Raw genomic sequence first — 25560 nt, 5'->3', positions numbered from 1 at the left:
GACTGATAAAACTAGGTTATAGGCGCGGCAACGCGGTCAATCGGAATGCAGTCATGAGCGCCCTACGCGAGTCGCTTGGCGACGAACTAATCCAGCGAGTCGATCCCGCTTGCCGCACTGAAAAGATCAGCGGCTGGTTCCATACCTTAGTTGAGAGCGTGACATGGGATGTCCCGCTCGGACGGCACTTGCTGCTCTCGTACTTCATATTTGAGGATGCGGAGCAATTCCTCGCCGAGTATCAACGCATGCTGCTCGAGGCCAGCCACCCAGTTCGCTTGCGACAGCGCAGCGAATCCGAGGGGCAGGCAGAGATCGCGCCCAAGATTGACCTGTTTCAGACGGTACTTGAGGCGGCGAAGCAAATGGAAGTTAAGACGTTGGATGCTTTGTGGCAAGCGCACTATGGAATCATGAAGCGCTTGCTCAAGCGGGATGCGGAGGCCCTACCCAAATTAGAAAAGGCGCTAAGAAGGCTATCAAGCAAAATAAAACCAGGTAGTGCTACTAGACGAGCGAACGCAAAACCAGACGATGATGTTTGGGCTGAGAAGCTGAAGAGCGTGACCACCGAGTTTTATCAGTCAGAGGCACGTCCAGTCCGCGCGTCACGCTCCCAACTTTTACAGTTAGCCGGTTGGCGCCACAAATCGATTGTTAATACTGACGCGTACCCAGAACTTTCTGCCGAACTTGAGAAATCCGTCGAGTCGGCTTGGCATTTCTATATTAGAAGAGTGCTGTGGGCGCGAAGACAACCTCTTGCCGGAACGTGGTCTGCCGATGAATTACGGAATCAATCTGGGGTCGAGTGGCATCGCTGTAAAGAGTTAGTTCAGTTTTGCGCAGCGAGAGAAGTCACGGCGACAAAGCATCCAGCCAGCATCATGGAGACACTAGCTGATTGGGGAATAGATCGTCAGTGGCTCGGGCCGTGTCCGGGCCGCATATTTCCCATGCGCGGTCGAGCGGGAAAAAATCGCTTACGTCTTTGAGGCGCCATCCTGCATATGACGTGGTTGTTGGGTTAGCCCGGCGAGCCGAAGGATCCGGGAAGGAGCTGGGGGGACGCCGTCGGCCTCGAACATTTGCTGCTCCCACCAGCGCACGCGTCGCGCCTGAAAGGACGGTATCGACTCAGTAATCTCAGACAGAGCACGTCGGGTCATCGGTAGCTTGTTGAGATGTTTTTCAAGCCAAGAGGTTTTACCTAGCCGTCGACCGAGCTCTGCAACAGAGACCCTCGTCAAAGGGGATGTAGCCTCACGAATGGTCTCAGCCGTCCGCCGAAGTTCGTCAACTAACTCTTCATCCCGCGAGTGCCAGTCAACGCTGTGCTTTGCGAGCGGTCGGGCCGGTGAAACAGGGCTGTGTTCAGTCAGCCATACGCGATCATTCCGATACAGCCAGGTGACAGCCGCGGCCAAACGCTCACGTAGTTGTGTTGCCGAGTCGTCCGGGAAATCGGCCCGTGCTTGAAGATATTGGCCTCTCGCTCGCTGCTTTGTAGAATTCGCGATATGTCGTTGCCGAAGAGCAGAGATTTTTCTGCTCTGCCCAAGGATACGATAGATGGTCGCGATAGAAACACCATGGTTCTCTGCGATCGAGTGGACAGGATCGCCAACCTTCAATCGCTGGACAATTTGCGCTCTTGTCTCCGAAAAGATTTTGCTTGGGCGGCGATCGACTTTCAGACCGTGACGATGCGCGATCGTGACGACCGTATGTAAATCAACGCCCAATGACTTAGACACTCGAGTAGCTGTCATCGCATCACCGCGCATCAGCGCGATGACACGATCAGCTATCTGAGGTCGATCAGACACTGTCGTCGCGATAGGTACTGATTTCCGCACGTGATACGCCGTCTGAAATGTTCTGAACGAGGGGCACAAAGCTCCGATCAACATGAGGTGTTTGATCGGATGTGACGGTTTCCGCTGCTTTCTGACGAGCTTTGAAAGCCAGACTGGGCATCTGTCTCCCTGAGACAAGAGATCGGAAAATGGCTCAATTTCCGACACATCTTGCCAGCGCGAGCGGACTTTGTTCCCAAATTCAGCGACTCTGACGCGTCGACCAGAAGAGATGAGATCCACACGCTCAAGATGGTCGATGTACCGAGTACGCAGCAGTTGCCAAGGAGTCGATGCATTGGGCTCAGTGTTGAGAAATTCCGAACTGAGTCGCGCGACCGTCAAGAGACTGTCGATCGCACCGTCTGACCACTGCGCGGCCGGCATCGTACAGGATGCAATCGTCTCCTCAGGTAGAAACAGAGCATGCCGACTTTTTTCCAAAATACCGGTATCAACGACAAGCAGGGGAATCGCATGAATTGGGCACACTAACACGCCGGGCAGTTGATGTACTCGATGCCACGTGGCAATGCCGAGTGTGCGCGAGTCCTCGTTTGCACACTCGGGACAAAACCGTGCGACATTTCCCGCCCCGACTCCGCTGCTCACAAGACCCAAAGTGAGTTTGACATCCGCAGCTGCCCTGTGAAGCATGGATTTCAGGGCACTCCGATACATATCTGCCGCAACAAACGATCGCCAATAGGGTAGTGCCGTATGTGTCTCAGCGAGGGTAGCGTGGTCATTAGGGTCCAAGCCCAATGCCGTAAAAAATCTGAACAAATTGCCCGGTAGAGAATTCGCTGCGACCACTTTGCGAGAGCCGAAAAGCTCCAGCAACGAATCTCCGGACGAACGATTCCCGCTCCGCTTGTGCCATCGTGCTGCGATACCAAAAATAGTCTCGCCATCCGTAGTTATAGCATGCAAATACCCCTCCTTACGCCTTCCTCGTATCACCAAACAACGAATCGTCGCCGACTGCACCGATCGCGCGCAGAGCACCATACGAATCAGGCGCGTCAGTAGCTGTGCGCAGATCATCCGACTGCATATCAGATTTCCGGAGGCGTTTCTTCCGTGGCATGGCTGTGGCAGCGATCGGTACTGGGGTGTGGTCTGTGCCGGCCGAAAACATGGCGTCAAGGCGATCGTCGGCCTCGTCCACGAAGCTATGGCGTGCGGACTTGATCAACAGGTCTCGATTCGGTGGCAGCAGATCTTCAAATCTGGCTAGTTTCTCTGGGCTGCGGCTCCTGAGTGCATTTACAGCCGGATGCAAAAGCGGCAGCATCTCTTCGTAAGTTGAACGTATGCACTCGACGTTGACCTCTTCAGACAAATCCAGCATGGCTCGTTGCTGGGCTAGTTTGAACAGGATGACGAGGATGTCAGTAATGCCTTGGGTGAGGTCATAGAGTGTGCGCAGCAGTTCGTCGTCAAGCGTCGTTGGCTTCCGCGTCCACTGATATGTCCAAAGACGACGGACGAATTTCACCCATTCCCCATCTGAAGCCGATGTGGGTCGCTCGATATCGATTAGCCCACTCTCGGATGCACGTCGAGCATCCTTGAGTTCGCGCTGGAAGAGCCGCACCGCCTTGTAGGTTCCGATCAACAGGCTTGGAACTTTCAGGTGATCACGTAGATCCTGGAAGAAATCCAGTAAGGGCGCAGCTCCCTGTGTTTTAGCGAGGCTTAGCCGTTGAATTTCATCAATGACCAGGAGCCCCAAAAAGTAGGTCGCCGAGTGCTGGCGCATCATGCCTTCCAGCTCGTCTCGGGTCAGCTTGGAGCGCGAGTACATCCGCTCGTATTTGTCGACACCCAATGCGCGGTCAAGTTGACGTGCGAACTCTCGGCAAAAGCTAGATATCGACCCGTTCTCGGGGCACGTCACTTTGAGCCAAACGATCTGAGTAATAGGTAAGTGATGCCCGTCATACGCTTCGTGCCGAATAACTTGATCCGGATACACGCGCAATACAGCGTCTATCGCAGTTGTTTTTCCGATACCGCTCAAGCCAACCAAAGTAGCTTTCGAGTCGGCCGACATCAACTGGGGCGATGGATCTGTTGAGGTCGATCGCTTTGAGAGATTGCTTTGTGCCCCATAAATGCGGCGCCACGTTTCAACCCGCATGGGGTTGCGCAACACGTATCCGGCGCGAATGAGACGGGAAATCGTCCGCTCTATCTCGTAATATTTGGGCCGTGGAACAACGACGTGCTTGAGCCGACCAAGCAAATGCCAGCGGTGTTCGGTGGGCAAATCTCGCTCAGACGGATCGAAATGCGGACGTACCAGCATTGCCACTGCGGCGTCCCGCTCCGAGCAGATTTCTGGAAGGGCAGCAATGAGTGGATTGTCCCGGTATTCGGTGATGGCCTGGTCCCGGTAAGCGGCGAGAACGCCAGTTCGGATGCTCATGGCTCGACTCCCCAGATGTCATCCAATGGATCATGCCCATGGGACTTTCGCGTAAAAGGAACAACGTTTGAAATTTGCCGCGCGCTCGGGTTGGCGGGCGTACGGGAAGATATCTCCTCCCTTGCTCGGTCGATCCGTTGGCCAGCCTTCTCGAAGGCTCGGTTTGATTTCAGGTCTTTCAAGACATCAGATTTCTTCATGCCGCTTTGCGCGTCACGCGCTTGACGCTTGGCTGCATCGACGATTGCGTCCGTCTCGACCGCAAACAATGAATTCAACGAGCTCGTCTCCTCAGCTTTCTTATCTGAGGCGACATTGAGCATCTTGAGCCTGTCCCAGACTTCTTCCGTTCTGGCTATTTGAAACTGCTCGTCGCGATCAAGTAAGTGGCACGCCTCCCATTCGCCAGCTTCGTCATTTCGAATCCAGATAGCCGACGGCGCATAAGGAAGATGCCGAATCTCGACCTGTTCGTAACGCCCCTTGACACGGGTCCGAGCAAACCACTCGCCTCGTTCAAGTCTGGGGTTCGTGTAGTGCCGGCGCTCAAACACGAGCCCGGTCGGACGGATGGTGGCTGTGGCTCGCGGGAGCAGGTTTGTCCATACCTCGTGTCGGCTCCGGACATTGGTGGCGCCCGTCATATTCTGGAGCCCCCAGTTCCAAACCCCAATCGGCGTTGCATCCGTAAGATTTGCTCCAAGCATTTCTTCGGGAAGCCGAGTTTCGTTGAAGTTCGAGTGATTGAACTTGATGAAACGCCTGATCAGAATACTGGTGAGCTCAGGTAAGGTTAAGCAGGCATCCAGCACATAATTTCGCTTGCCAACCTCCGCCTCCCTTGCTCGCACAGCTCCCGGGAGAAAGTGGACCTGATCCACGTTCACCAACCTGAACTGTTGCTCGACGTTCGGCTTCCAGTCGCCGCGCCGAACTGCCGCATTCTGCGGCCAGATACCAAGGGAGCGAGGCAAATCGTCGGCCGCGAGGCCACATAGCTCGCCGTTATCGCCCAGGAGATAGCGAGGAAGATGATGGCAAGGCCACTGCTCTGGGGTAATGTCCACACCGAACTGCTTGCAGAATTCGACCTTGTCGGTGAAGGCATTGAATAAGGCAAGGCGTGCGCCTTCCCAGCTTGGCCCCTCCAAGCCCAAATAGAAGCCCACGACCATGCCGGAGAACACGTCAACGATGACGTATAGGACCGGCCGCCCGATAATCCACGCCCGGTTGAAGACAGATACCAGGTAGATATCCATTAAAGTGGCATCGATTTCAAACCGAGCACACGGACCGAAGAGTTTTCGGCGAGATGATCCGAGTACGCCCCTCATCCGCAAGTTCCATGTCGACGTATCGACATTGCGCTTGGTCAGTCTGAGATCCAAATCCAGCTCTTTGACCGTACGATAAAACTGTAGATACGACGGGGCCTCGTGGGAAGCTGGTTCAATGGGGACCTGGAGCGCTCCCTTCTGAATGAAGCCCGCGTTGAAGTATTTTGTCTTTGTGCGTTGCCATGCTTTCGATACAGGAATCCCAGTCCGATAGAATTCGGTAATGCCTGCGACAAGACGCTCGCGTGTATCTGCAACTGATACGCCGAGTACATCGGTATCGGCAGACATCAATCTATCCGGCCGACGGCCTCGCTTTTTGGTCCCGGGCCTTTGCTTCCGTGCCTCGACAGGGCCCTGAGGTCCACACACGTCATAGAAGGGTAGCAGCGCGGCAATCGTGCTGCCATGGGCCCAATAGCGATACAAAAGATCTCGGACGCGCTTCGGGTCGATGCCGAGTTCCTGCGCACGAAGGCGAACGAAGGTGGCGCGCGCGCCCTTGTCAAAGATTTCCGGGATCGCGTCGTCCTTGACCAAGGGCTGGATGATGTCCCACGCGCGCTTTTGTATAGCCTTGTATTGCTCAGGAATGTCCTCAGAGCTCCTCAGGGCAAAAGGCCGTGGCCGCACCCGGACAAGCTCCAAATCGCCAGTCTCGATCATGCTTTTGATGCTGACGTAGCTGAATGATCTTGGGGCTTTGAGTCTAGGCTCAATGGCGATGGTGACAAGAATATCCTGCCGCTCATCGACCCATAGGATGCGTTGGAGACCTTCTCCGCTAGTGGTCACCTTGGCGCCCACCGGGCCGATAACCTGGTTGATTTCGAGTTTATGCACTTAATCGGGAATCCATCTGGACGCTTGGCATCTGCGTGCCGAGAATCGTCACTGGGTGAGACAGTTTGATCATCTCAGTCATATCGACGGAGATCATGTGGTTCCAGACACAATGTCGAAACAACCTGTCGGCGTCATCTACGCTATCGAGGCCAATCATTTGTGCCGCGCGCATCAGGCTGTCTCGTAGCGACTCTCGTGGAGACCATGCTTCGGACACGTATTGCACGAAGGTTGAAGCCTGCGCGAGAAGCGTCGCATTGTCGAGCCGAGCCTGGTAGCTTAGCCACTCGAGATTTGCGGTCCTTATCGGGTCCATATCCCTCTCGGTCACGAGCTTCCATGGGACGCCTCTGGCTAACCAATATCGACGCTCAAGCTCAAGCTTCTCAATGGCTCGACGAGCCCGCGTGCCCTCAAGGTCGCTGGTCGATTTGACGGCGTAGGCCTTGAGCGCGCGAGTCCCGTCCTGCGCTTCGACAGTGAGAAGAAAGTCAGTCGTTAGAACGGCTGGAGTGGAGGTACCCGGATATCGCGGAGGCGTGATGCCGGAGGCAACGGCCATATCCACGATCTCGGATTGCGGGAACAGAGGATATTGCTCACGAATATCGACAACATGCTGCTGGAAGTCAGCGTGTAGGAAAAAGTGGAGCTCGATATCGGAGAGAACGTGATGGGTTCGACCAGCCGTGAGGCCCCATGGACGGCTCTTTCTACCCAGCGATGGGACATCGCGGATGGTTAGCCAGGGGCGATACAGATCTCGATCTCCACTGCCGAAACCCGCATCTTTCCAACGTTGAACATCTACTGCGGTGATACGAAAACGCTTCTTCATTCAAACAATCATTTGACGACCCAGCATCGTGTGTGAACCGGGGCGAAATTTTCCATTCAAGATCTGCGCAGCAGCGAGCGCGCATGTTACTACCGTACCGCGGACGCTCGCCATCACTCGGTTTCGCCGTCGTCGGTATCTGCATTGGCGATCATCGCACGCGCCTTCGCGCTGATGATCCCGGACGTCACCGTATTGTCGAAGCCGTACGGCGAGCCGATCGCGACGACCCATTCGCCCACACTGCTGTGCGACGGATCGCCAATCTTCACGGTCGGCAGGTTCGTCGCATCGATCTTCAGCTCCGCGACGTCCGACTGCTTGTCGGCGTCGATCACCTGCGCGCGGAACTCGCGCTTGTCCTTCAGCTTGACCGTGACGATGTTCGCGCCGTCGACGACGTGGTCGTTCGTCAGGATGTAGCCGTCCCGGCTGATGATGGAGCCAGAGCCCAGAGCCTCGCTCGATGCGCCACTGTCTCCGCCGTCCTCGCCTTGCGGATCCGGCTGCCCGCCGATATGCTTCGCGCTGATGTTGACGACTGCGGGGCCGTAGGTCGCGACGATGTTCGAGAAGTCGGGTGTGCCGGCGCGCGCGCCGAACTCGATCGGCGTCGAGCCGGTGCCGGAATTGACGACCTATGAGGCGTCGGCATTGTGATGGCCGGCCGCGTAGGCACCGGCGAGCGCGGCAACGACGCCGACGGTCGCCGCGCCACGTGAAAGGATTCTGCTGTTCATGATTCGAGTACGGAGTGGGAAGCGGTTTTGAGATTCGAAACGTACGCGTGGTCGCTTAAAGCGGGCTTAAGCTTCCGTCGGGATTGGGCGCGCCGTGCGCGAGCGGCCGCTCATATGGGATCCCGGATATACCGCGTATATTGAGCGGAACTAACGTGCGAGGCGTCGCATGCCCCGCGTACGGGAACCATGCGTTAGCAATCCAGAACGAATGCCGCATTCATCTGCAGATTGCTTCGGCGATGCGCGCTTGCGCGCAAAACGGGACCACGAGAAGCGGCGGCGCCTTCATGGCCGGACGCAGCCGGACGACGACCGGCGCAGATCGATCCGAAGCCGCCGACCGGCCAAAATCGATGGAGGTCCGTTCCTAGGCCGACATGAGTCAATCGCCAATGACGTTTCGGCTTTGCCGTTCATCGGCAAACTTGTCATCCGCCTTGCTGCGACGGCCATCAGCGAATGGGCGCTTCACCGGTACAACAGGCAATGATCGGCTGTCCGGAAACGGCTGCGCTTCGCCGACTTGATCTGGAGCAATGCGGACTATAGCTTCACGCCTGATATCAGTGGACTCGACGCCGATGCGTTATCGCCCCGGCGGATGCGGCGCGTTCCTTTGCGCTGGGTATCATGGCGGGTAATGCTTGTCACGTGCCGCGTGTGTCCACCGGCACCCAGAATCACTCCATCACCCGGAAATAAAATGTGCACGACCCCACCCGCAACATGCGGCGAGCGTGTCGCGAACGCCAGCAATCGCCGCGAACTTCTCAGGATCGTTGTCGCTACCTCGCTCGTCAATGGCCTCGAAATCTTCGATTTCACCGTGTTCGGATTCTTCGCCGCGGTGATAGGAGACCGGTTCTTCCCCGTAACGAATCCGATGATGTCGTTATTGCTGGCCGTTGGTACGTTCGGCGTGGGCTTTTTCATGCGTCCTCTCGGCGCGACGATGATCGGCGCTTAAGCGGATCGGCACGCTGACCAACAGCGGCACCATCAGCGGTGGCTACTCTGACCAAGCTGAACAAGATCCCGTTCGACGCGATCGGCAAGAGTGCGCAACAGACGCTGGTCGAGGCGAACACATTGCTCAAGCGGCTCGATACCGAAGTTACGAGTTGCCGGGCCAACTCGAGTATGCCGACCTTGGCACGAATTACCTTCTGCTCCTGAGTCATGGCGGACTCCTTGCTGTTCGCGGCGCGCATTGCCGCTACGGGCTACGCCCTTCGCGCCAGTGCGCGCCAGCATGAAAAACCAACCACTGTCAGATTTAGTCTAGCCCACCGCACATGACGCGCCTTGCACACCTGCCTTCGGGCATCACCCGCGGGCTCGACTTCCTGATACCGGACAACTGGTCGCCCGAACAGGCGCTTGCCGTCGTTGAACTCATCGAGGATCTGCGTGCTCGGATCTGCATGCACTATGAACTCGCGCTGCATGACCTGCTGCGAAAACAGCGTTCCCCTCCCGACGATCCCCACCTCAACGACATCGGCGATCCATTCTGACTGGGGCAGGCCGCCCCGAGCGAGGCCGCTAACGGCGCTTCATTGTTGACGGTCCTGGTCAACCTTGCGCCGCAATTTATGTGCGGATTTATGCCGCCGTCAACACGCCTGCCAGACCGGAATGATCCTCAGCTGACCGGCCGCCGTCCGCACCGTGATGCTCGGCGCGGCGTCATCAGCCGGACGCCCGTCGCGATGTGTCATTGCAGTGCTTGTCACGTCAACGCGAGTCCGTCGCTCTAACGGTTGCCTGGGCAGGCCCGGGTCACTGTCAGGCAGTCAATGGAACACGAAGCGATTGCTGCCGGGCGCGTGCCGGTTCTGGCAGCATCGGCGCCGCTGTCAATGACGGCGCCGCATCACGTCCCAATAGTGATAAGGGCCCATCCGTTTGAGCAGCCGCACCCGCCGATGCTCGCGGCGATAGTGACCAATGGTCCGCATCGCCGCAATTGCGAGCACTCCGACGACCACGCACACCCCCGATTCGATCATGGCGAACTTCTCACGCGTTCGACTGCGTCTTTCAGGCTCTACTGTAGGTGCTAACCGCCGCCGATCGCAACGTTGGCCCGGTCAGAAACGCGGTCGCGTGCACCAGCGCGCATCCGGACTATAATTTAATACGGGTCAGCCAGGCTCAACGCTCAACGCCGACCGCTGCATGTTGCAATGCGGTGTCGCATGTGCGGATTGGTCCGGCCCGTCATTCAACTGTCCCTGCTGCTTGATACCATCGAGAGCAATTCCTTGGACACGACGCGGTTTTGGGCAGGAGGAGCGGCAACATGGAGGACCAGCATCATCCCAACGTGAATCACCTGCTCGCCGTTCTGCCCGAAGCCGAGCGGGCGCGTCTGGCACCGCAGCTGACGCGTGTTGATATGCCGCTGGGACAGGTCGTGTACGAGTCGGGCGACCGCCTCGACCACGTGTATTTTCCGACGACCTCGATTGTGTCACTGCTGTACGTGATGGAAAACGGCGCGTCCGCCGAGATTGCGATCGTGGGCAACGAAGGGCTCATCGGCATTGCGCTTTTCATGGGCGGCGAAACCACGCCGAGCCGGGCAATCGTACAGAGCGCCGGACAGGCGTATCGACTGGATGCCCGTCTCCTGAAAGAGGAATTCAATCGCGCCGGCCCGGTACAGCGACTCTTGCTGCGCTACACCCAGGCACTGATCACGCAGATGGCCCAGACCGCGGTGTGCAACCGGCATCACTCGATCGACCAGCAACTGTGCCGCTGGCTGCTGCTCAGCATCGATCGCCTGCCGTCAAACGAGCTGACGATGACGCAGGAACTGATCGCCAACATGCTTGGTGTGCGGAGATCTGGCGTGACGGAGGCGGCGCTGAAACTGCAGGACGCGGGGCTGATTCGCTACAGCCATGGTCATATCAAGGTGCTGGACCGCCCCGGACTCGAAAAGCGCGTATGCGAGTGCTACAACGTGGTGAAACGGGAATTCGACCGGCTGCTGCCTGATCTGAAGGCGATGTAGCCGGCACGTCACTCGCACGCGCGGTAAGCGTCCACGCTTGGTATCGCTACACGTCGGCCCGGGCATCTCCAAAGTAGTCCCTCCCGCACCGGATGGCGGGATGCCGGTGGCTTCCTGCGACACTCCGCTTTGCCACTCCTGCCCTGGCTGCGCATAATACGAAGCAGATTTCTTTGCTCGGTGGGCCATGAGGCGGGATGACGTTCGGATGCAGACGCTGGGCGAAGAGGTGGCGAACACGCTCATCCACGCAGCCGGACTGATACTCGTCGTCGTCATGGTGTTCATCCTCTGGCCGCTTCCACGCACCGCTCCGAACCGGGTGCCGATGCCGGCCGCCGCGGTCTATCTGTCGACCATGGGGCTGTTGTACGCAACATCGACCGTGTACCACGGGCTGCCGCCCGGTCGGGCCAAGCGACTCTGCAAGAAGCTTGACTACTGCACGATCTACCTGTTTATCGCCGGTAGCTACACCCGCTTTGCCCTCGGCGTCCTGTCCGGACATGGAGGCACTGTACTGCTGCTCGTCATCTGGACCCTGGCCGTAGCCGGAATCGCCTTGCAGGCCTTCGGCAAGCTCGCGCATCCGCTTCTGTCGACGGGGTTCTATCTCGGTAAGCGTCAATCTGAGGCCGTCTTGACGATCAGAACTTGACCTCTGAGAGCCGCTGATTCGCGAGCACGAGATCGAAGGCAGCGGGATCGAAGCTGCCGCCACACCACTCAAGGAAGTGGTCGTGTTCCTCGTGCGTCGGATCGCCGATCGCTTCGAGGAAGTCGGCATATCCCGGCACTCCGCCGACGTCTTCCGGTGGACACGCATTCTGTCCGTCCAGGCACAGCGGCCGACGCATGTCCGGATCTGGCACGAGTGCTTTCTCGACCTTGATTCGATGCCGCCAGTTATCGCCGTAGTCGTAGATGTAGGTGAATGACTTCAGCCCGCCCAACGCCTTCGCCAGCGTGACCCGTACCTCATTGAGCATTGGCGGGTCGCTTGGGAATCCGAAGTCATCCGGTTCACCATAGTTGGTTTCGCCGAAGACGAATTCGTGCAGGTGCCCACCCTCCCAGCCCATGGCTAGCAGCAGCACGACATGCAGCTTGCCCAACCGGATTGAGCCGGGGACGATGATTCGTCGCCAGATTGCCGGCTTGATGTATTGCAGTTCAACGCGCAGGACGTAATCGGGTACTGGCGCTTTGACCTGGCGCAGGGAGGGCTTGCGGGTTTGGGCCATCGAATTATTACGCGGCTTGCTGCTCGACGTGTTCGGCTGGCATCAGGTGCCACGGCAGCAACTCGTCGATGCGGTTGATTGGATGATCAGCGATGCGCTCAAACACCGTGTGCAGGTAGGCAAACGGCTCGATATCGTTCAGGCGTGCCGTGCCGATGAGGCTGTAGATCACCGCCGCGCTTTGGCCACCGCCGTCGGAGCCCGCGAACAGATAATTGCGCCTGCCGAGGACCAGCGGCCTGATCGCGCGCTCCGCCGTATTGTTGTCCACCTCGATGCGCCCGTCTTCGCAATAGCGTGTAAGTGCGTGCCAGTGCCCCAGTGAGTATCTGATCGCCTTCGCCAGTCCCGACTTCGCCGAGACCTGTGACAGCGTGTGTTCGAACCAGGCCTTCAGCTCATTGAGCAATGGGGCCGAGCGCTGTTGACGCGCAGACAGGCGTACGTTTGGTGTCTGGCCGCGAACGTCGCGTTCAACAACATACAGCGCCCCAATGCGGCGCAGTGCTTCCTCGGCAATCGGTGAGCTGTCCAGCTTGTACAGGTCGTAGAACTTGCGCCGCGCATGCGCCCAGCACCCGGCCTCGATGACCGTGCCGTCACGATACAGCGCGTCATACCCGCTGAAGGCATCTGCCTGCAGGATTCCCGTGTAGCCCGCAAGATGTTCCCGAGGTCGCTCACCTTTGCGGTCGGGTGAGTACCTGTACCAGACCGCTGGGGGCGCGTGGCTTCCTGCCGGGCGGTCATCCCGCACATAGGTCCACAGGCGCGCGGTGCGTGTCTTGCCTCGCCCTGGCTCCAGCACAGGCACGGGCGTGTCGTCGGTGTGGATCTTGTCCGCGTCGAGCACGTAACGACCGAGTACATCGGACAACGGCTGCAGCAGCGCAGCCGCTTCACGCACCCACGAAGCCAGTGTTGCCCGGTCCAGTTCGATGCCCGCGCGGCGATAGATGCCGGCCTGCCGGTATAGCGGCATATGGTCCGCGTACTTCGCGACGACCACCTGTGCGAGCAGCCCCGCCCCCGCCATCGAGCGTGCTATCGGCCGCGAAGGTGCCGGCTCCTGTACTACTGCGGCGCAGTGCGGGCAGCTCAGCTTCGGACGTACGTGACGCAGTACCTTGAAGTAGCCGGGCACATAGTCGAGCACCTCCGAGACGTCTTCGCCGAGCGCACGCACCTGTTTGCCGCATTGCGGGCATCCGCAGTTTGACGGCGCATGCACAACCGTTTCGCGAGGAAGATGCGCAGGGAAGTGCCGTGACTTGCGGCGCAGCGGAGCGACGTTCGTTGTGGCCAACGAATCCGCAGCCGCGTCGGCATCGGGCACCTTCGCCGTTGCGGCCATGGTCGATTCAGGAACGGGAAGCTCACCGAGCGCGAGCTGCAACTGGTCCATCAGTTCAGTCATGCGCTCAGATGAACGGCCATACTGCCATCGCTTCAGTCGCGAGATCTCGGCCAGCAACTGCGCGATGGTCTCGTCGCGCGAGGCAACGATGCGCTTGAGAGCGGCGATGTCATCGGGCAGATGGTTGGCTGGCATGCATGCCAGTGTAAATGAAGCCCACGCGCTTGTGGGCTCCCGCACCCTGCCTTATGCCGCGTGCGTCGGCTGCCACGTCCGCTCGGGATGCCGCCAGTCGATCCCCTCGAGCAGCATCGATAGTTGGGCGGCTGACAGATGGACTGTACCCGAGTCCGCCTGCGGCCATACGAAGCGCCCACGCTCGAGTCGTTTCGCGTACAGGTTCATGCCGTCGCCGCTCCACCATAAAATCTTGATGAGGTCACCGCGACGCCCACGAAACAGGAAGATGTGCCCCGAGAAGGGATCACGTCCGAGTGCTGACTGCACCAGCGCGGCAAGTCCATCCATGCCACGGCGCATATCGGTAACGCCCGCTGCCAGCCATACGCGGGTACCGCTGGGCGGAGCAATCATGCCGGCATCAGGCAGCGCAGCACGAGGCGCAACTGCACTGGATCGACCATACCCGTGACGCGCACACGGGCACCGTTCAGCTCGATCTCAATGCCCGACGCTGCCGGTACGCTCTCGCGATGTGGCTCGACAGACTGTAGAGCAAGCGACGCCGGTTCTGCGGTCTCGCCGGTCGTTGCATCAGGTAGCGCAACGGGCAGCAACACCGCTGTGCTGTGCGCCACCCCGTCAAACAGGCCCGCTCGCAGTTGCCGGCGCCACTTGAACACCATATTCGGATTCAGTCCGTGCGCCTGCGCGAGCTTGGCCACCGAAATACCCGGCTCAGTCGCCGCGACGGCAACTTGCCGTCGGTACTCCGGTGCGTAGTTCGGTCGGCCCTTGCGATTCGATGGTCTCGCATTCCGTGTGTCCAAAGTAGTCCCCATCACTTGAAGTAACGGGCATCACTTTGGACACCGGCTTCAGCTCTGTCCATGCGGCCATGAAATGACGCTTACCTATCTCGCGATGGGATGGGCGGTGCTCGCCGTCGCACGGCCAATGTTCGCATTGCTGTCCACAGCGCGGGTCTGGCCTGTTTGCTGGCAGGCGCCATCTGTTACACCGGCGGGATCGCCTCTTTCCTGGTGGATAGTCGGCTGAAGTTCGCCCATTCGATCTGGCATCTCTTTGTGCTGGCGGGTTCGGCCTGCCATTTCGTCGCCATCGTGTGGTACGCCTAGGGGCCGGTCGGTGTACTGGGCGCCGGCTGGCGACCACTATGCGGCATCGCTCGAAGCCGTCCATCTATCTGATTGTGCGGTGCGGTTATCGTACGTTTCCATCGGATCTTGAGCGCACCGCATTTATCTGGTTATTGCTGGTCGCCGGGAGGTTCTTCATCCGGCCTTGCATCTGCTTGCGTCGTGTCAGTTGCTGCAGCCACAACCGCAAGCGCGGATACCGCGGTCAACAGTGCGACGGCATCGACCGGTTTCTGCAGGAACAGATTGTGTAAATCGGGGGCGCCGGCGGGCGGCAAGCTCAAGGACGAAGCCAGAATGATCGGCACGCTGGCCAGCACCGGATCGTTCCGGAAAATCCGGCATAGCTCGGGGCGGTCAATGCCAGGCATGTCCCAGTCGGTCAGTAGCAGGTCCGGACGGCCCATGCGCGCCAGGGCCCAGGCCGAGCCACCATCAGGCGCCCAGACCACCTCGAACCCGTTCATGCGAAGGACGGTGGTCCATGCCGCCGACGTCAGCTTGTCATCGTCGGCGAGGATGATCACCGGCCGTTGCTCCTGTTGCTCCACTTTTCCAGCCCAAGGTTTGTCTTGAACAGGAAGAGGCAGCAAAAATCACGCCGCGCTATGCGAAGCCATCGTGCCGCCTGACTGTTCGGCACCGGAGCGTTGATGCGCAGCGGCCGACGCACCTCGAATCTGGATGCCGCCGCTTCCCCGCGAGAATGCACAGCGCGCGTAAGATGTATCTACACGCGGGTGGCAAGGTGGCTGTCACCGGAAAATCGACCGGTCATGCTGATTGCCGCGCACAATGATTTGCCTTGGACGGGTTCAGCGATTTCGTCCAGGACAAAGACCGCGTCGCTGCAGACAGCGTCTGGCCGCGACAGCTGGCCACCAATGAAGTGCCGCAGACCGGCGTCAAGGGGTTGCATCATGATGCACGTTTTCCTCGCCAGTAACCGCCATGAGCTGATCGAACGGTGCCGGGCAAAAGTCGCGCAGAGGCCCGCCCGGGCAGCGACCACCCAGCAGCTCCAGGACGGGGTACCGCTGTTCCTGGACCAGCTCATCAGGACACTGCGGATGGAACAGACATCGGAGCCGATGGACAGCCGCAGGATTTCGGGTCCGTCGGGCGGCGGAGCGTCGTTATCCGAAATTGGCGAGGCCGCTGCCCGACACGGGCGGGAGCTGTTGACGCTCGGGTTTTCGGTCGACCAGGTCGTGCACGACTACGGCGACCTGTGCCAGGCGATTACAGATCTCGCGTACGAGCGCGATGCGCCGTTTCAGATTGACGAGTTTCGCACCCTCAACCGCTGTCTGGACAACGCGATTGCCGATGCGGTCACCGAATTCAGCTACCAGCGGGATTTTGTCATGGCGGACCGACAGGCCATTGAGATGCATGAACGGCTGGGAGTCTTCGCCCACGAACTGCGTAACCTCCTGCAGACTGCCACGCTCGCGTTCACCGCGGCCAAAACCGGAAACCTGAGTCTGTCCGGCGCCACGGGGGCGGTGCTGGAGCGGAGCCTCGACGGGCTGCGCGATCTGATCGCGCAATCTCTGGACGAGGTCCGGACAACAACCGGCGTTACTGCGCAATCCAGAATGTTTCCGATTGCCGACTTCATTGCGGAAGTCAAACGGGCCGCTGACCTTGCGGCCCACGTTCGTGGATGCGTATTGAAGGTTTCCGGGGTGGACCCGCGACTCGCCATCAGTGGAGATCGTGACCAGCTTTACTCAGCGTTGGGAAACCTGCTGCAGAACGCCTTCAAGTTCACACACCCTCACAGCGAGGTGACGCTGGACACGTATGCCGTGTCGGATCGCATCCTGATCGATGTGAAGGACCAGTGCGGCGGTCTTCCGCCTGGCAACGCGGAACGGATGTTCCTGCCTTTCACCCAGAACGGCGAGGACAGAACCGGGCTTGGGCTGGGGCTGTCCATCGCGCGGTGCAGCGTCGAGGCGAATAACGGGACTCTCAGCGTGCGCGATGTGCCCGGTACCGGCTGCGTTTTCACGATTAGCCTGCCCCGGTATGCGATGACGGAAAGCTAGGCGCGAGCGCTGCCTGGCCACCCTATGAGTGCCATGCGATCACGGCAAATGGCCGGCTGCGATTGCAATCAGGATGCGAAACGACGCTGCGAAAAGCGGGGGAAGGAGCATCAGAAAGTAAACGGCCCGCGCAGACTTACCGAAGGGAAAACGGCAGCCTCGGGTGTCGCCGACCGTCGATATGGGCTTTTGCGTATTCAAGGGCAAACGTGCATGCCGCGCGCTCGGATGCGAAGTAACCAGGAATGCCAACTGTTTCGCGTTTGCCGTTCCGGTGCGTGACTATCGCTGTTGCTGCGTAGCCCGGGATGGAAACCGGGGCGAGAGGCATGATCGTCGATGCCTTGTATTCCACGGGATTAGCGTGCATGGCGAGTCGCTCCTTGTCGTCGCTCGGCGAGCCGACTGTGGCGTCTCAATTTTTCTATCCCAGGACAATTCTGTGACGATCAAAAAGTGTGCAGCGCCGAATTGGCGGCAAGGGTCGGTCGACGCGCGCGCGAAAGTCACCTACGGTCGCTATGAGTCGCTTGCCTTCATATTACAGGCTCCGTTGTGCGACGGTATATCCGGATCGTCTGGCCGGAGATCGTGCGCGGCTAGCGCGCACCCTCGCGGCCGGGTCGTTTCATCATCCCGGCGGTGAGTCGTCGTCGCGTGTCACATAGCGGCCGTTCATGCATGACAGACCCGCTGACCATGTTCTCCACCTGCGACGAGGGCGGCCCTACCTCAATCCGACATAGCCGAGCACGAACAGAACGATGACCACGGCTCCCACAAGCCAGACGATGTTATACATGACGCTCTCCTTAGATTCGACACCCCTTCAAGAGCCGCGCGACACTTCAATCGCGACCAGCTGGCGAAACGTGCGGTGGCATCAGGCGTTCTGTCAGAACAAGGACATGCTGCGTTGCGCCGGTCACCGGCTGTCCGCGAATGCGTGCCTCACGGGCGCGACCGGGAATCGTTGATGCGCGCAGGGTGTACCGCTACGTTCTCACGTGCGACCGGGTACGTCTGTACGGTAGCGGTCAACGCCTTTCACTCGACGCGTCCCGATGCTCCTGTTCCACCGGCTGGCGAGTCAGTCAGGCGGGCACAGGGCGAGCCTGTACATTAAACATTAAACGGCGGCGTCGAACGAAGGCAGCCGCTGCAGGGACCTTGCCTGAGATGGGCATTGGACGGTGATCGAGGCCGGAGCGGGCGAGCGGTTCGGACGTTTCAAGGCTGGCGAGGCGCATCACCTGATGCAAAATAAGCGCGACTACCCGAGGATATTCGAGCGTATTCAAATATCTGGGTTACTCACCTAATCCGAAAGGAACTGACTATGAACAAGCAGGAACTCATCGATGCAGTATCGGCCGTCACCGGCGACAGCAAATCGGCCACGGCACAAGTCATCGACGCCTTCACCGAGATCATTTGCTCTGCGTTGGCAAAGGGCGAAACGGTGCAGTTGATTGGCTTCGGCTCGTTCGGCGTCGGTGCACGCGCTGCACGCACGGGGCGCAATCCCGCCACGGGCGAGGCAATGCACATTGCTGCCGCAAAAACCGTCAAGTTCACGGCAGGTAAGGCCTTCAAGGAGCGCGTGAACGCGTGACAGGTGCGGTTCATGATGGCTGGCAGGCAGGCGGATCGCATCGCAATCGGAATGAGGATATTCCTTTGCATGTCCAGCCCTGCCCGACGAGCTGCCTCGCGAGCGCGATCTGAGGCGCCGTCAGGATTCTTATACGGTCGTACCCGGTTTGCCTGGGTTTCAATTCATCGTACCAGGAAGGTAAGGATCGCATCCGGGCTCGGACCGTCATCCCGCACCGCCCCGATTGTCGGCACGAAACGCAATGGGCGGCCGCCATACCCGGGATCCGTCTTGCCACCGACATCGATCGCCGCGGTCGCAGCGACGGCCGCGGAAAGCCCTGCGGCCGATTCCGCGCCAAAGCCTGGTCCGTCTGGATGCTTGTCATGTGTCGGGCTCGCCCCTACAGAAAGCAGAACATCCCCACAACGGCAGCGGCCATCACGACCGTCGCCAGCCAGCCGACGACCCGCAGTGTGCCTGAAATGCGGAACGTCCCCATGATGTCTGGATTCGATGCCATCTTCATCATGAGGACCATGATCGGGACTGAGGCGACGCCATTGATGACGGCACTCCAAAACAGTGCCTTGATCGGGTCAATCGAGGTGAAGCCGAGGGAGAGGCCAACCACCGTGGCCAGAATGATGATTCCGTAAAACCGCTTGGCAAGCTTCGGTTCCAGCTCCAGGCTGTTTTTCCACTCGAACGTACCTGCCATCGCATAGGCCGCGGAGCCGGCCAGGACCGGTAGGGCAAGCAGCCCGGTACCGATGATGCCAATACTGAACAACAGGAATGCGAACTCCCCGGCGATCGGTCTCAGCGCCGAGGCGGCCTGTGACGACGTCTGGATATCGGTAATGTGGTGCGCGTGGAGGGTCGCGGCCGCGGCGAGAACGATAAAGAACGCGATCAGGTTTGAAAATCCCATGCCGATCCACGTATCGAATTTGATCCGTTTCAGATTTGACGCACCTTGAGACGGCGCATGCTTGAGCGCGCGCTGTCCATGTCGTGCCCGTAGCTCCTCGACTTCCTGCGAGGCCTGCCAGAAAAACAGGTAGGGACTGATTGTCGTGCCGAACACCGCGACGACGGTTGTGACGTAGCCGCCGTTCCACGACAGGTGCGGAAACACGGTCCGGATCGCCACGGTCATCCATGGAATCCGGACGGCAAACACGACGCCGACGTAGGCGAACAGGACAAGCGTCAGCCATTTGAGAACGCGGACATAGCGTCGATACGGCACAAAAACCTGCAACACGAGCGAAAACAGCGCGAGGCTGACCGTGTAAACGTGCGTCGGTCCACCTATGACCAGATCGACGGCGGCGCCCATGGCCGAGAGGTCAGCCGCAATATTGATCGTGTTCGCCGCGAGCAGGAGAGTAACCGCGCCGTAGAGCAGCCACGCCGGATAGTGACGTCGGATATTGGTCGCCAGTCCGTGGCCGCTAACCCGACCAATCCTGGCGCTGATGACCTGAATGGCAACCATCAGCGGATAGGTCAGCAGGATCGTCCACAGGATGTCGTAGCCGAACGCCGCGCCTGCCTGCGAGTACGTTGCGATGCCGCTCGGGTCGTCGTCGGCCGCGCCGGTAATCAGACCGGGCCCTAACTTCTCGACCCACGAATTGACGTTGGTGTGCGGCGTTGACGACGGATCAATATCGGACTCCATACGGGCTCGATAGCGTGGGTATCTGAAGCGACGCTCGTTCGCCGCTGCCGTGTTGTGGCCGACCTCACGTCACGCCAAAAAGCTCCTCTGAGCGTAATGCATATTCAGGAACTCGCGAACCGCGCACAGCGTAAGACCATGGATCAAACACCGGATCCGAGGCCAGATGAGGCTGCCCGAACATCAACCGTCAGATTTTCCACGTTTCGAACGATTACCCTATCCGGACTACACCTTGTGCGGCTACTGGTGCTCAACTCCCTGAACCGCGTTTGCTTCATCTGCGTGACAACCTTGTGCAGATGGCTGGGTATCCGGGCCTCGTGCTCGCGTAACGTCGCAGTGTCCACCGTAGCGGCTTCCGTCGCGTCTTCGCCGGCAGGAAGAACATCTCTGGAAGGCGTTTCTGCGCAAGCCCGCGCCAGTAGCCGTCTCACAAAACTCATTCGGCTAACTGCTGGTGACAGGAAAACGCCGGCCTTGCGGCCGGCGTTTCGAACAGGTGGCGAACGTGTCCTGTTGGTTCGACTACTACAGACACCCTTGTCCTTGGTTTTAGCGACTTAAAGATCGAGCGACCGGCCTTCGACTGCGCCGCGGGTGGCCAGCCAGTAGGGCCGCTGGTTGTAGTACTCATGCAGCGACGAACCCCACTGCGGGTCCGACATCGCGGGCCAATGGTCCTTGTCGAAGCCGGGTGCGTTCTTGATGCGCTCGGCGGTGATGTCGAGCCGGAAGCACTTCTCGTTAGTGTCTAACGTCAACGCGCTCCACGGGATGGCGTAAAGGGTGTTGCCCATGCCAAGGAATCCGCCGCTGGACAGGACCGCGTATGCGATCCGGCCGCCGCGTACGTCGAGCATGATGTCGGAGATTTTGCCGATATCTTCGCCATCCGAAGTGATGACCTTGTCGCCGGCGAGCGTGGCTGCTGCCATCACATCCGGGCCGGGGCCTTCGCCCATTCCCCCACCGACAATCTTCGCGCCGCTGCCGCCCGTTGCAGGTTGGGCGCCGGGGTCAAGTGTAGTCATGATGTCCTCCTCGTGAAAAGACCAGACCTTCAATCCCGCAACAGCCATGCCATGGGCGATTGCCGACACGGATTGGTGCGCGACAGCTAACGTGACCTTCGTGCGAGCCCACGGCAGGGCTGTCCGTACTAAAAATGAGTTAGTGCAGCTGTTTTTTCAGATCGGAAAGTTCGGCATGGACCGAGGTGACTGCACTTTTTACTTTCGCATCTACATTGGCTGCACGTTTACACGCCTGCTCTGCGCGGTCGCCGACCTGTTCAAGCTCGTCTATCCATTGACGCATGCGATTTTCGTCTTTTGATTCCATTATTTTTTTCGCGCCTTCGGATTTTTTATCGAGTTGATCAACGCAGTCCATCAGCTCCTTGGGCACTGTGGCGTCGGCGTGACAGGCCTGCGAAGCTTTCTCGATGCTTTGCTCCAGATGGGTGAAACGCTTCTGGATTTCACTGGCTTGCAGCATGATGAACCTCCTCCTCGAAGGTTGTTCCACGGTAAGTCTGGGCGCCGTTTTGCCGGATCCCAACGTGGTACCGTCAGTCCCGTCTGCCTGAGCCAGCTGCATATTGCTGCGCCGCGGTTCTCAGCTAATAGACGAGTGGCGGCTTTGTTTACTATAGAACTCTCCACTGCAATCAGACAGGTCCGCTCCTTACGCGTGGCGGAAGCGTGCGGCAAGAGGCCGTCCATTTCCCAGACTGTTGAAGAAGTCCGCCAAGGTGGCGTTTGTCTGGAACCGTGCAGGGTGCAGCGCGGCGTGTGAAGGGCGCGACCGCTACCGTACAGACCTGCCGCGCGGGCAGTGAGAACGTATTAACGGATACATCAAGCCGCCATGGGGCCCTCGCCTCCCTTCCACCGAACAGGCCGAAGAACTGGGCGCATGGGCGCCGCTCTGGCTTATCGAATGCGCCGAGGCAGGGCTTCCTCCGGCCGCCATATCAAGCCAACGGTGAACTGATTGATTTGCGCTATGCCTGTACGGCCCGGCCTGAATCCGGCTGAGGCACCGCACGGTATGTCCGGTGGGCTGCACTGATCTCCCCTCGACGCCGTCACGTGCAGGTCGGCTGTACGGAACACACCCGGGCGGCGTCCGGGCTACACACCCAGGTAGCTCAATTGTCGTCTGACCTGCTCGGCAGATGCTCGTGCGGGTCCGGCTCCGCTCCTACGGCATCAGGAACGTCACCCGGAGTGCCTGGCGCAGGTTTAGGCGCCGGCGATCTGGTACCTGGCGTGACGCCGTGGACAGGGTGATCCGGAAGTCCTGGCCGGTGAACGGGTCGTGTGGTCGGGTTTGATGGCAAGATTTCCTCCTGCGCTGACGTGACCGGCAATGACCATCATACCTCTGTCGGCGACGCAGAACGTCCCGGCTCCAGGCCCACTACCTTCAGCGTAATCGCAGACTGCTGACATGGCCCGCCGGGCGCGCCCGAGCGATAGCGCACGTTGTACCCGCTACGCACACGGGCGGAACGATCAATCCAGTGAAGAACAGGAAAACGGTATGGCCCGTCGAATGATTGGGGTTGACCGCTACCGTACAGACGGATCTTCTCGCAGGTGAGAACTTCAGTTCAGGCCAGACCGCGCGCAGCGCAAAATATATCGCGCAGACGCCTGCCTTCGAGACTATCGCTGGTCATTCGAGAATAGTTTGAAGCCCCTGCACCTGTTCCATGGAGACCGGCCAATGCGAATCGCACAGATTGCCCCGCTGCACGAGGCCGTTCCTCCGAAATTCTATGGCGGCACCGAGCGCGTGGTGTCCTACCTCACCGAGGCGCTCGTCGACCTGGGGCACGACGTGACCCTGTTCGCGAGCGGCGACTCGCACACGAAGGCGACGCTCGCGGCCGCGTGGCCGCGTGCATTGCGCCTCGACCCGTCGACCCGCGACGTTCTCGCCCCACACTTGCTGATGCTCGAACAGGTGCGCCGTGTCGCCCACGAATTCGACGTATTGCACTTCCACCTCGACTATCTGCCGTTCTCGCTGTTTTCGCAGCTCGACACGCCGTTTGTGACGACGCTGCACGGCCGCCTCGACCTGCCCGAACTGCAGGCCGTGTTCAATACGTTTCCGAAGGCGCCGGTCGTGTCGATCTCCCGTTCACAGCGTTTGCCGCTGCCGCAGGCGAACTGGCTGGACACCATCTATCACGGTCTGCCGGAAGCGCTGCTCACGCCGCGAACGCAGAAGGAGCCGCAATATCTCGCTTTCCTGGGACGTCTGAGTCCGGAGAAAGGAGCAGACGTCGCCATCAGGATCGCTGCACAAAGCGGTCTGCCGTTGAAGATCGCCGCGAAGATAGACAAGGCCGACCAGAAATACTTCAAGACGGAAATCGAGCCGCTGCTGTCGCAGGCGCACGTCGAATTTCTCGGGGAAATCAGCGAGCAGCAGAAGCCTGGATTCCTCTCGGGTGCGAAGGCGCTGCTGTTTCCGATCGACTGGTCCGAGCCGTTCGGCCTTGTCATGATCGAAGCGATGGCGTGTGGGACCCCAGTGATTGCATTCAATCGCGGCTCGGTACCCGAAGTGATCGATCACGGTGTCACCGGCTATATCTGCGAAGACGTACAGGACGCCATAGGCGCACTGCAACGTGTCGATGAGCTGTCACGGACTGAAATCCGTGCCCGGTTCGAACGGCGCTTCAGCGCCAGGACGATGGCGCTGAATTACGTCGGGAGCTATACGTCGCTGCTTCATGCTACGAGTCGCCCGGTGTTGCGACGTGCCGCCGCCGGTTGATCGGCGCCTGGACAGCTTTCCAGGACGAAGCGGTGGCGCCGGGATCATGTTGCTACGTGAAAAGCCGGACCTGTTCAGAAGAGCGCAGTGGACCGGGCTATCGGGTGCACTCGACCGGTTCCGCAACGGCGAAGGCTGGTCGGTGGGCGGCAATGCATCAGTGGCCGTCCTGAAAGTCGGCGCGAATGGGAACATTGATACCACCACCGCGGCGGCTCCGGTCGAAGCGTGCGTGCTCACGAACAGCGGGTTGATGGCCGGCGTGACGCTCGAGGGTACGAAGATCGCGACGCTGAAGTCACTGTAGCGCCCAGAACAGGCGGGGGCGGTGCCCGCGTGCCTGCGAGGCGCTTTCGATCCTGCCGGAACGCCTGCGGAGGCGCATCAAAACCGGTGGCGGCCGTTACTCAGGCGCGTACTTGAACTCTGGCAACGCTTTCAGGGACTCCCTGGTCGCGTCCGGTAGCCGCATCTGCTTGTCGACGACCTGAAGGCTGCCAAACGGTACTGCGACGAGACGGGTTCCCATACCGAGAAAACCGCCTACCGAGAGGATGACGTAGGGAACCCGATCGGTTGGGCTGACGATCAGATCGTCAATTGTTCCGATGTTGTCCTTGTTGCGGTTATAGACGGGCGATCCGTTGATCCTGGAGGCCCGGTACCCCGTCGCCAGCTGGACAACATCAACGCGCTTCTCCGTGATGGATTGTGGCGTTCCCTGAGCCCGCAGCGTTCCCGTGATCAGGGCCGTTCCGAGCACAGCCACTGAGACCAGCGTGATAACCCGTTTCATCGTGCACCCCCGCGGTTCGAAAGCAAGAAAGGCGTCACGCGAGTACTTTGACCCACTACGTGACGCCTCAAAACCTGTCCGCGCGAACCGCCTACGGCTGCTTCTTCAGTTGCTCCTTTGCATCGCCGTACGCGGCCCGTGTCTTGCCGGCGACCTGTTCGACCTTACCCTTGACCTGGGTCGTTTCGCTTCCCGTGGCTTTGCCGACAGTCTCCTTGACTTTTCCCTTTGCTTCCTCGACGCGACCTTTCACCTGATCCTTGTTCATGACATTGCTCCTTGAAAATGACGGATGACCGAACTTCTCGACGCGTGCCGCCCGCTCGTTTTCTGATGGCACGGTGCGACAACGACTGCCCGTGAACGGATCATCCAGACAAAAACTTTGCGCTCTTATATTCTGCCCAGAAGCAGCAATATGAGAACGACGACCAGCAGCACACCCAGCACCCCGCTTGGCATATAGCCCCACGAACGGCTGTGCGGCCAGGTTGGCATTGCTCCCATCAACAGGAACGCCAGTACGACTATCAGCAGTATGCTCAACATGAGACGACTCCTTTCCGACTCCGTGTTACGACGAGCCCGTCGCC

Annotated in this window: 27 protein-coding genes and 2 pseudogenes; 11 read left to right on the top strand and 18 right to left on the bottom strand. The window is 59.5% G+C overall.

What is annotated here, in order from left to right; genetic code table 11:
- The first annotated feature begins 53 nt into the window (after nt 1-53).
- Nucleotides 54-995: a hypothetical protein gene (locus LJ655_RS09175; RefSeq protein ID WP_230560930.1), complete on the top strand. Its 942-nt coding sequence runs from the start codon at nt 54-56 to the stop codon at nt 993-995.
- Here LJ655_RS09175 and LJ655_RS09170 read toward each other — a convergent pair.
- The 5 genes and pseudogenes from LJ655_RS09170 to LJ655_RS09150 form a co-directional block, all read right to left on the bottom strand.
- The gene (locus tag LJ655_RS09170) at nt 984-2792 is read right to left on the bottom strand and encodes a TnsD family Tn7-like transposition protein (protein ID WP_230560929.1); all 1809 of its coding nucleotides are present in this window, start codon (nt 2790-2792) and stop codon (nt 984-986) included. The two genes, LJ655_RS09175 and LJ655_RS09170, sit on opposite strands and share 12 nt — an antisense overlap.
- 10 nt (nt 2793-2802) lie before the next feature.
- Nucleotides 2803-4293 carry an ATP-binding protein gene (locus LJ655_RS09165; protein WP_230560928.1) on the bottom strand — a complete coding sequence of 497 codons (1491 nt, stop codon included), beginning with the start codon at nt 4291-4293 and terminating at the stop codon, nt 2803-2805.
- A complete protein-coding gene (locus LJ655_RS30190; protein ID WP_230560927.1) occupies nt 4290-6476 on the bottom strand; it encodes a Mu transposase C-terminal domain-containing protein in 2187 nt (728 codons plus the stop codon). Before LJ655_RS30190 ends, LJ655_RS09165 begins: the two co-directional genes overlap by 4 nt.
- Nucleotides 6469-7317 (bottom strand): TnsA endonuclease N-terminal domain-containing protein, encoded by an 849-nt coding sequence (locus LJ655_RS09155; RefSeq protein ID WP_230560926.1) that lies wholly within the window; start codon nt 7315-7317, stop codon nt 6469-6471. Before LJ655_RS09155 ends, LJ655_RS30190 begins: the two co-directional genes overlap by 8 nt.
- 152 nt (nt 7318-7469) lie before the next feature.
- Nucleotides 7470-8057: pseudogene (locus tag LJ655_RS09150) on the bottom strand (trypsin-like peptidase domain-containing protein); the annotation flags it as partial.
- A 706-nt stretch (nt 8058-8763) separates the two neighbouring features.
- On the opposite strand from LJ655_RS09150, the gene LJ655_RS09145 reads away from it, so the two are divergent.
- From LJ655_RS09145 to LJ655_RS09135, 3 genes are all read left to right on the top strand, one after another.
- Complete coding sequence (locus LJ655_RS09145) at nt 8764-9027, top strand: hypothetical protein (protein ID WP_425605786.1); 264 nt, start codon at nt 8764-8766, stop codon at nt 9025-9027.
- Between the two features lie 38 nt (nt 9028-9065).
- Nucleotides 9066-9236: a hypothetical protein gene (locus LJ655_RS09140; RefSeq protein ID WP_230560925.1), complete on the top strand. Its 171-nt coding sequence runs from the start codon at nt 9066-9068 to the stop codon at nt 9234-9236.
- A gap of 119 nt (nt 9237-9355) precedes the next feature.
- Nucleotides 9356-9577 carry a hypothetical protein gene (locus LJ655_RS09135; protein WP_230560924.1) on the top strand — a complete coding sequence of 74 codons (222 nt, stop codon included), beginning with the start codon at nt 9356-9358 and terminating at the stop codon, nt 9575-9577.
- Nucleotides 9578-9919: 342 nt separating this feature from the next.
- Here the strand turns inward: LJ655_RS09135 and LJ655_RS09130 are convergent, their stop codons facing one another.
- The gene (locus LJ655_RS09130) at nt 9920-10072 is read right to left on the bottom strand and encodes a hypothetical protein (protein ID WP_230560923.1); all 153 of its coding nucleotides are present in this window, start codon (nt 10070-10072) and stop codon (nt 9920-9922) included.
- A 293-nt stretch (nt 10073-10365) separates the two neighbouring features.
- On the opposite strand from LJ655_RS09130, the gene LJ655_RS09125 reads away from it, so the two are divergent.
- Together LJ655_RS09125 and trhA are read left to right on the top strand one after the other, a co-directional pair.
- Nucleotides 10366-11085, top strand: a complete 720-nt coding sequence (locus tag LJ655_RS09125; protein ID WP_230560922.1) for a Crp/Fnr family transcriptional regulator — start codon at nt 10366-10368, stop codon at nt 11083-11085.
- A gap of 208 nt (nt 11086-11293) precedes the next feature.
- On the top strand, nt 11294-11743 hold the full coding sequence (gene trhA, locus LJ655_RS09120; RefSeq protein ID WP_230560921.1) for a PAQR family membrane homeostasis protein TrhA: 450 nt from the start codon (nt 11294-11296) through the stop codon (nt 11741-11743).
- On the opposite strand, the gene LJ655_RS09115 is transcribed toward trhA, so the two are convergent.
- Genes LJ655_RS09115 through tnpA form a run of 4 tightly spaced genes read right to left on the bottom strand, consistent with a single transcriptional unit; the run spans nt 11733 to nt 14708 of the window.
- Nucleotides 11733-12329, bottom strand: coding sequence for a plasmid pRiA4b ORF-3 family protein (locus LJ655_RS09115; protein ID WP_011880278.1), 597 nt, complete (start codon nt 12327-12329; stop codon nt 11733-11735). The genes trhA and LJ655_RS09115 overlap by 11 nt on opposite strands.
- A gap of 7 nt (nt 12330-12336) precedes the next feature.
- A complete protein-coding gene (tnpC, locus tag LJ655_RS09110) occupies nt 12337-13881 on the bottom strand; it encodes an IS66 family transposase (protein ID WP_230560920.1) in 1545 nt (514 codons plus the stop codon).
- Nucleotides 13882-13932: 51 nt separating this feature from the next.
- Complete coding sequence (gene tnpB / locus LJ655_RS09105) at nt 13933-14280, bottom strand: IS66 family insertion sequence element accessory protein TnpB (protein ID WP_080404084.1); 348 nt, start codon at nt 14278-14280, stop codon at nt 13933-13935.
- Complete coding sequence (gene tnpA / locus LJ655_RS09100) at nt 14277-14708, bottom strand: IS66-like element accessory protein TnpA (protein WP_043291487.1); 432 nt, start codon at nt 14706-14708, stop codon at nt 14277-14279. Before tnpA ends, tnpB begins: the two co-directional genes overlap by 4 nt.
- Before the next feature lie 87 nt (nt 14709-14795).
- Between tnpA and LJ655_RS09095 the strand changes: the two genes are divergently transcribed.
- A complete protein-coding gene (locus LJ655_RS09095; protein ID WP_230560919.1) occupies nt 14796-15005 on the top strand; it encodes an AdipoR/hemolysin III family protein in 210 nt (69 codons plus the stop codon).
- A gap of 131 nt (nt 15006-15136) precedes the next feature.
- Here LJ655_RS09095 and LJ655_RS09090 read toward each other — a convergent pair whose 3' ends face one another.
- Nucleotides 15137-15553, bottom strand: coding sequence for a response regulator (locus LJ655_RS09090; protein WP_230560918.1), 417 nt, complete (start codon nt 15551-15553; stop codon nt 15137-15139).
- A 203-nt stretch (nt 15554-15756) separates the two neighbouring features.
- On the bottom strand, nt 15757-15948 hold the full coding sequence (locus tag LJ655_RS09085) for a hypothetical protein (RefSeq protein ID WP_230560917.1): 192 nt from the start codon (nt 15946-15948) through the stop codon (nt 15757-15759).
- On the opposite strand from LJ655_RS09085, the gene LJ655_RS09080 reads away from it, so the two are divergent.
- Nucleotides 15947-17083: a sensor histidine kinase gene (locus LJ655_RS09080; protein ID WP_230560916.1), complete on the top strand. Its 1137-nt coding sequence runs from the start codon at nt 15947-15949 to the stop codon at nt 17081-17083. The two genes, LJ655_RS09085 and LJ655_RS09080, sit on opposite strands and share 2 nt — an antisense overlap.
- Nucleotides 17084-18422: 1339 nt before the next feature.
- Complete coding sequence (locus LJ655_RS09075; RefSeq protein WP_230560915.1) at nt 18423-18698, top strand: HU family DNA-binding protein; 276 nt, start codon at nt 18423-18425, stop codon at nt 18696-18698.
- A 385-nt stretch (nt 18699-19083) separates the two neighbouring features.
- Here LJ655_RS09075 and LJ655_RS09070 read toward each other — a convergent pair whose 3' ends face one another.
- The 3 genes from LJ655_RS09070 to LJ655_RS09060 all read right to left on the bottom strand — a co-directional run bounded on the left by LJ655_RS09070 (nt 19084) and on the right by LJ655_RS09060 (nt 21870).
- The gene (locus tag LJ655_RS09070) at nt 19084-20370 is read right to left on the bottom strand and encodes an NRAMP family divalent metal transporter (protein ID WP_230560914.1); all 1287 of its coding nucleotides are present in this window, start codon (nt 20368-20370) and stop codon (nt 19084-19086) included.
- A gap of 563 nt (nt 20371-20933) precedes the next feature.
- Nucleotides 20934-21404: a PRC-barrel domain-containing protein gene (locus tag LJ655_RS09065; RefSeq protein WP_230560913.1), complete on the bottom strand. Its 471-nt coding sequence runs from the start codon at nt 21402-21404 to the stop codon at nt 20934-20936.
- Between the two features lie 139 nt (nt 21405-21543).
- On the bottom strand, nt 21544-21870 hold the full coding sequence (locus tag LJ655_RS09060) for a hypothetical protein (RefSeq protein WP_230560912.1): 327 nt from the start codon (nt 21868-21870) through the stop codon (nt 21544-21546).
- 1236 nt (nt 21871-23106) lie between these two features.
- On the opposite strand from LJ655_RS09060, the gene LJ655_RS09055 reads away from it, so the two are divergent.
- Nucleotides 23107-24171 (top strand): glycosyltransferase family 4 protein, encoded by a 1065-nt coding sequence (locus LJ655_RS09055; RefSeq protein WP_230560911.1) that lies wholly within the window; start codon nt 23107-23109, stop codon nt 24169-24171.
- Between the two features lie 106 nt (nt 24172-24277).
- A pseudogene (locus LJ655_RS09050) lies at nt 24278-24478 on the top strand (YSC84-related protein); the annotation flags it as partial.
- A 96-nt stretch (nt 24479-24574) separates the two neighbouring features.
- Here LJ655_RS09050 and LJ655_RS09045 read toward each other — a convergent pair.
- The 3 genes from LJ655_RS09045 to LJ655_RS09035 form a co-directional block, all read right to left on the bottom strand.
- Entirely contained in the window at nt 24575-24967 is a 393-nt protein-coding gene (locus LJ655_RS09045; protein WP_230560910.1) for a PRC-barrel domain-containing protein, read from the bottom strand.
- A gap of 91 nt (nt 24968-25058) precedes the next feature.
- The gene (locus LJ655_RS09040) at nt 25059-25235 is read right to left on the bottom strand and encodes a CsbD family protein (protein WP_230560909.1); all 177 of its coding nucleotides are present in this window, start codon (nt 25233-25235) and stop codon (nt 25059-25061) included.
- 125 nt (nt 25236-25360) lie between these two features.
- On the bottom strand, nt 25361-25516 hold the full coding sequence (locus LJ655_RS09035) for a DUF3309 family protein (protein WP_230560908.1): 156 nt from the start codon (nt 25514-25516) through the stop codon (nt 25361-25363).
- Between the last annotated feature and the right edge of the window lie 44 nt (nt 25517-25560).

The sequence above is a fragment of the Paraburkholderia translucens genome (assembly GCF_020881035.1).
In the GTDB taxonomy this organism is placed as follows: domain Bacteria; phylum Pseudomonadota; class Gammaproteobacteria; order Burkholderiales; family Burkholderiaceae; genus Paraburkholderia; species Paraburkholderia translucens.
This window is presented reverse-complemented; position numbering and strand designations above follow the sequence as displayed.

What these genes read in the sequence shown, in the direction of transcription:
- LJ655_RS09175 (WP_230560930.1), top strand. Translation starts at nt 54, where the DNA reads ATGAGCGCCCTACGCGAGTCGCTTGGCGACGAACTAATCCAGCGAGTC.
- LJ655_RS09165 (WP_230560928.1), bottom strand. Translation starts at nt 4,293, where the DNA reads ATGAGCATCCGAACTGGCGTTCTCGCCGCTTACCGGGACCAGGCCATC.
- LJ655_RS09155 (WP_230560926.1), bottom strand. Translation starts at nt 7,317, where the DNA reads ATGAAGAAGCGTTTTCGTATCACCGCAGTAGATGTTCAACGTTGGAAA.
- LJ655_RS09145 (WP_425605786.1), top strand. Translation starts at nt 8,764, where the DNA reads ATGTGCACGACCCCACCCGCAACATGCGGCGAGCGTGTCGCGAACGCC.
- LJ655_RS09135 (WP_230560924.1), top strand. Translation starts at nt 9,356, where the DNA reads ATGACGCGCCTTGCACACCTGCCTTCGGGCATCACCCGCGGGCTCGAC.
- LJ655_RS09130 (WP_230560923.1), bottom strand. Translation starts at nt 10,072, where the DNA reads ATGATCGAATCGGGGGTGTGCGTGGTCGTCGGAGTGCTCGCAATTGCG.
- LJ655_RS09125 (WP_230560922.1), top strand. Translation starts at nt 10,366, where the DNA reads ATGGAGGACCAGCATCATCCCAACGTGAATCACCTGCTCGCCGTTCTG.
- trhA (WP_230560921.1), top strand. Translation starts at nt 11,294, where the DNA reads ATGCAGACGCTGGGCGAAGAGGTGGCGAACACGCTCATCCACGCAGCC.
- LJ655_RS09115 (WP_011880278.1), bottom strand. Translation starts at nt 12,329, where the DNA reads ATGGCCCAAACCCGCAAGCCCTCCCTGCGCCAGGTCAAAGCGCCAGTA.
- tnpC (WP_230560920.1), bottom strand. Translation starts at nt 13,881, where the DNA reads ATGCCAGCCAACCATCTGCCCGATGACATCGCCGCTCTCAAGCGCATC.
- tnpB (WP_080404084.1), bottom strand. Translation starts at nt 14,280, where the DNA reads ATGATTGCTCCGCCCAGCGGTACCCGCGTATGGCTGGCAGCGGGCGTT.
- tnpA (WP_043291487.1), bottom strand. Translation starts at nt 14,708, where the DNA reads ATGGGGACTACTTTGGACACACGGAATGCGAGACCATCGAATCGCAAG.
- LJ655_RS09095 (WP_230560919.1), top strand. Translation starts at nt 14,796, where the DNA reads ATGGGCGGTGCTCGCCGTCGCACGGCCAATGTTCGCATTGCTGTCCAC.
- LJ655_RS09080 (WP_230560916.1), top strand. Translation starts at nt 15,947, where the DNA reads ATGATGCACGTTTTCCTCGCCAGTAACCGCCATGAGCTGATCGAACGG.
- LJ655_RS09085 (WP_230560917.1), bottom strand. Translation starts at nt 15,948, where the DNA reads ATGATGCAACCCCTTGACGCCGGTCTGCGGCACTTCATTGGTGGCCAG.
- LJ655_RS09075 (WP_230560915.1), top strand. Translation starts at nt 18,423, where the DNA reads ATGAACAAGCAGGAACTCATCGATGCAGTATCGGCCGTCACCGGCGAC.
- LJ655_RS09070 (WP_230560914.1), bottom strand. Translation starts at nt 20,370, where the DNA reads ATGGAGTCCGATATTGATCCGTCGTCAACGCCGCACACCAACGTCAAT.
- LJ655_RS09065 (WP_230560913.1), bottom strand. Translation starts at nt 21,404, where the DNA reads ATGACTACACTTGACCCCGGCGCCCAACCTGCAACGGGCGGCAGCGGC.
- LJ655_RS09060 (WP_230560912.1), bottom strand. Translation starts at nt 21,870, where the DNA reads ATGCTGCAAGCCAGTGAAATCCAGAAGCGTTTCACCCATCTGGAGCAA.
- LJ655_RS09055 (WP_230560911.1), top strand. Translation starts at nt 23,107, where the DNA reads ATGCGAATCGCACAGATTGCCCCGCTGCACGAGGCCGTTCCTCCGAAA.
- LJ655_RS09045 (WP_230560910.1), bottom strand. Translation starts at nt 24,967, where the DNA reads ATGAAACGGGTTATCACGCTGGTCTCAGTGGCTGTGCTCGGAACGGCC.
- LJ655_RS09040 (WP_230560909.1), bottom strand. Translation starts at nt 25,235, where the DNA reads ATGAACAAGGATCAGGTGAAAGGTCGCGTCGAGGAAGCAAAGGGAAAA.
- LJ655_RS09035 (WP_230560908.1), bottom strand. Translation starts at nt 25,516, where the DNA reads ATGTTGAGCATACTGCTGATAGTCGTACTGGCGTTCCTGTTGATGGGA.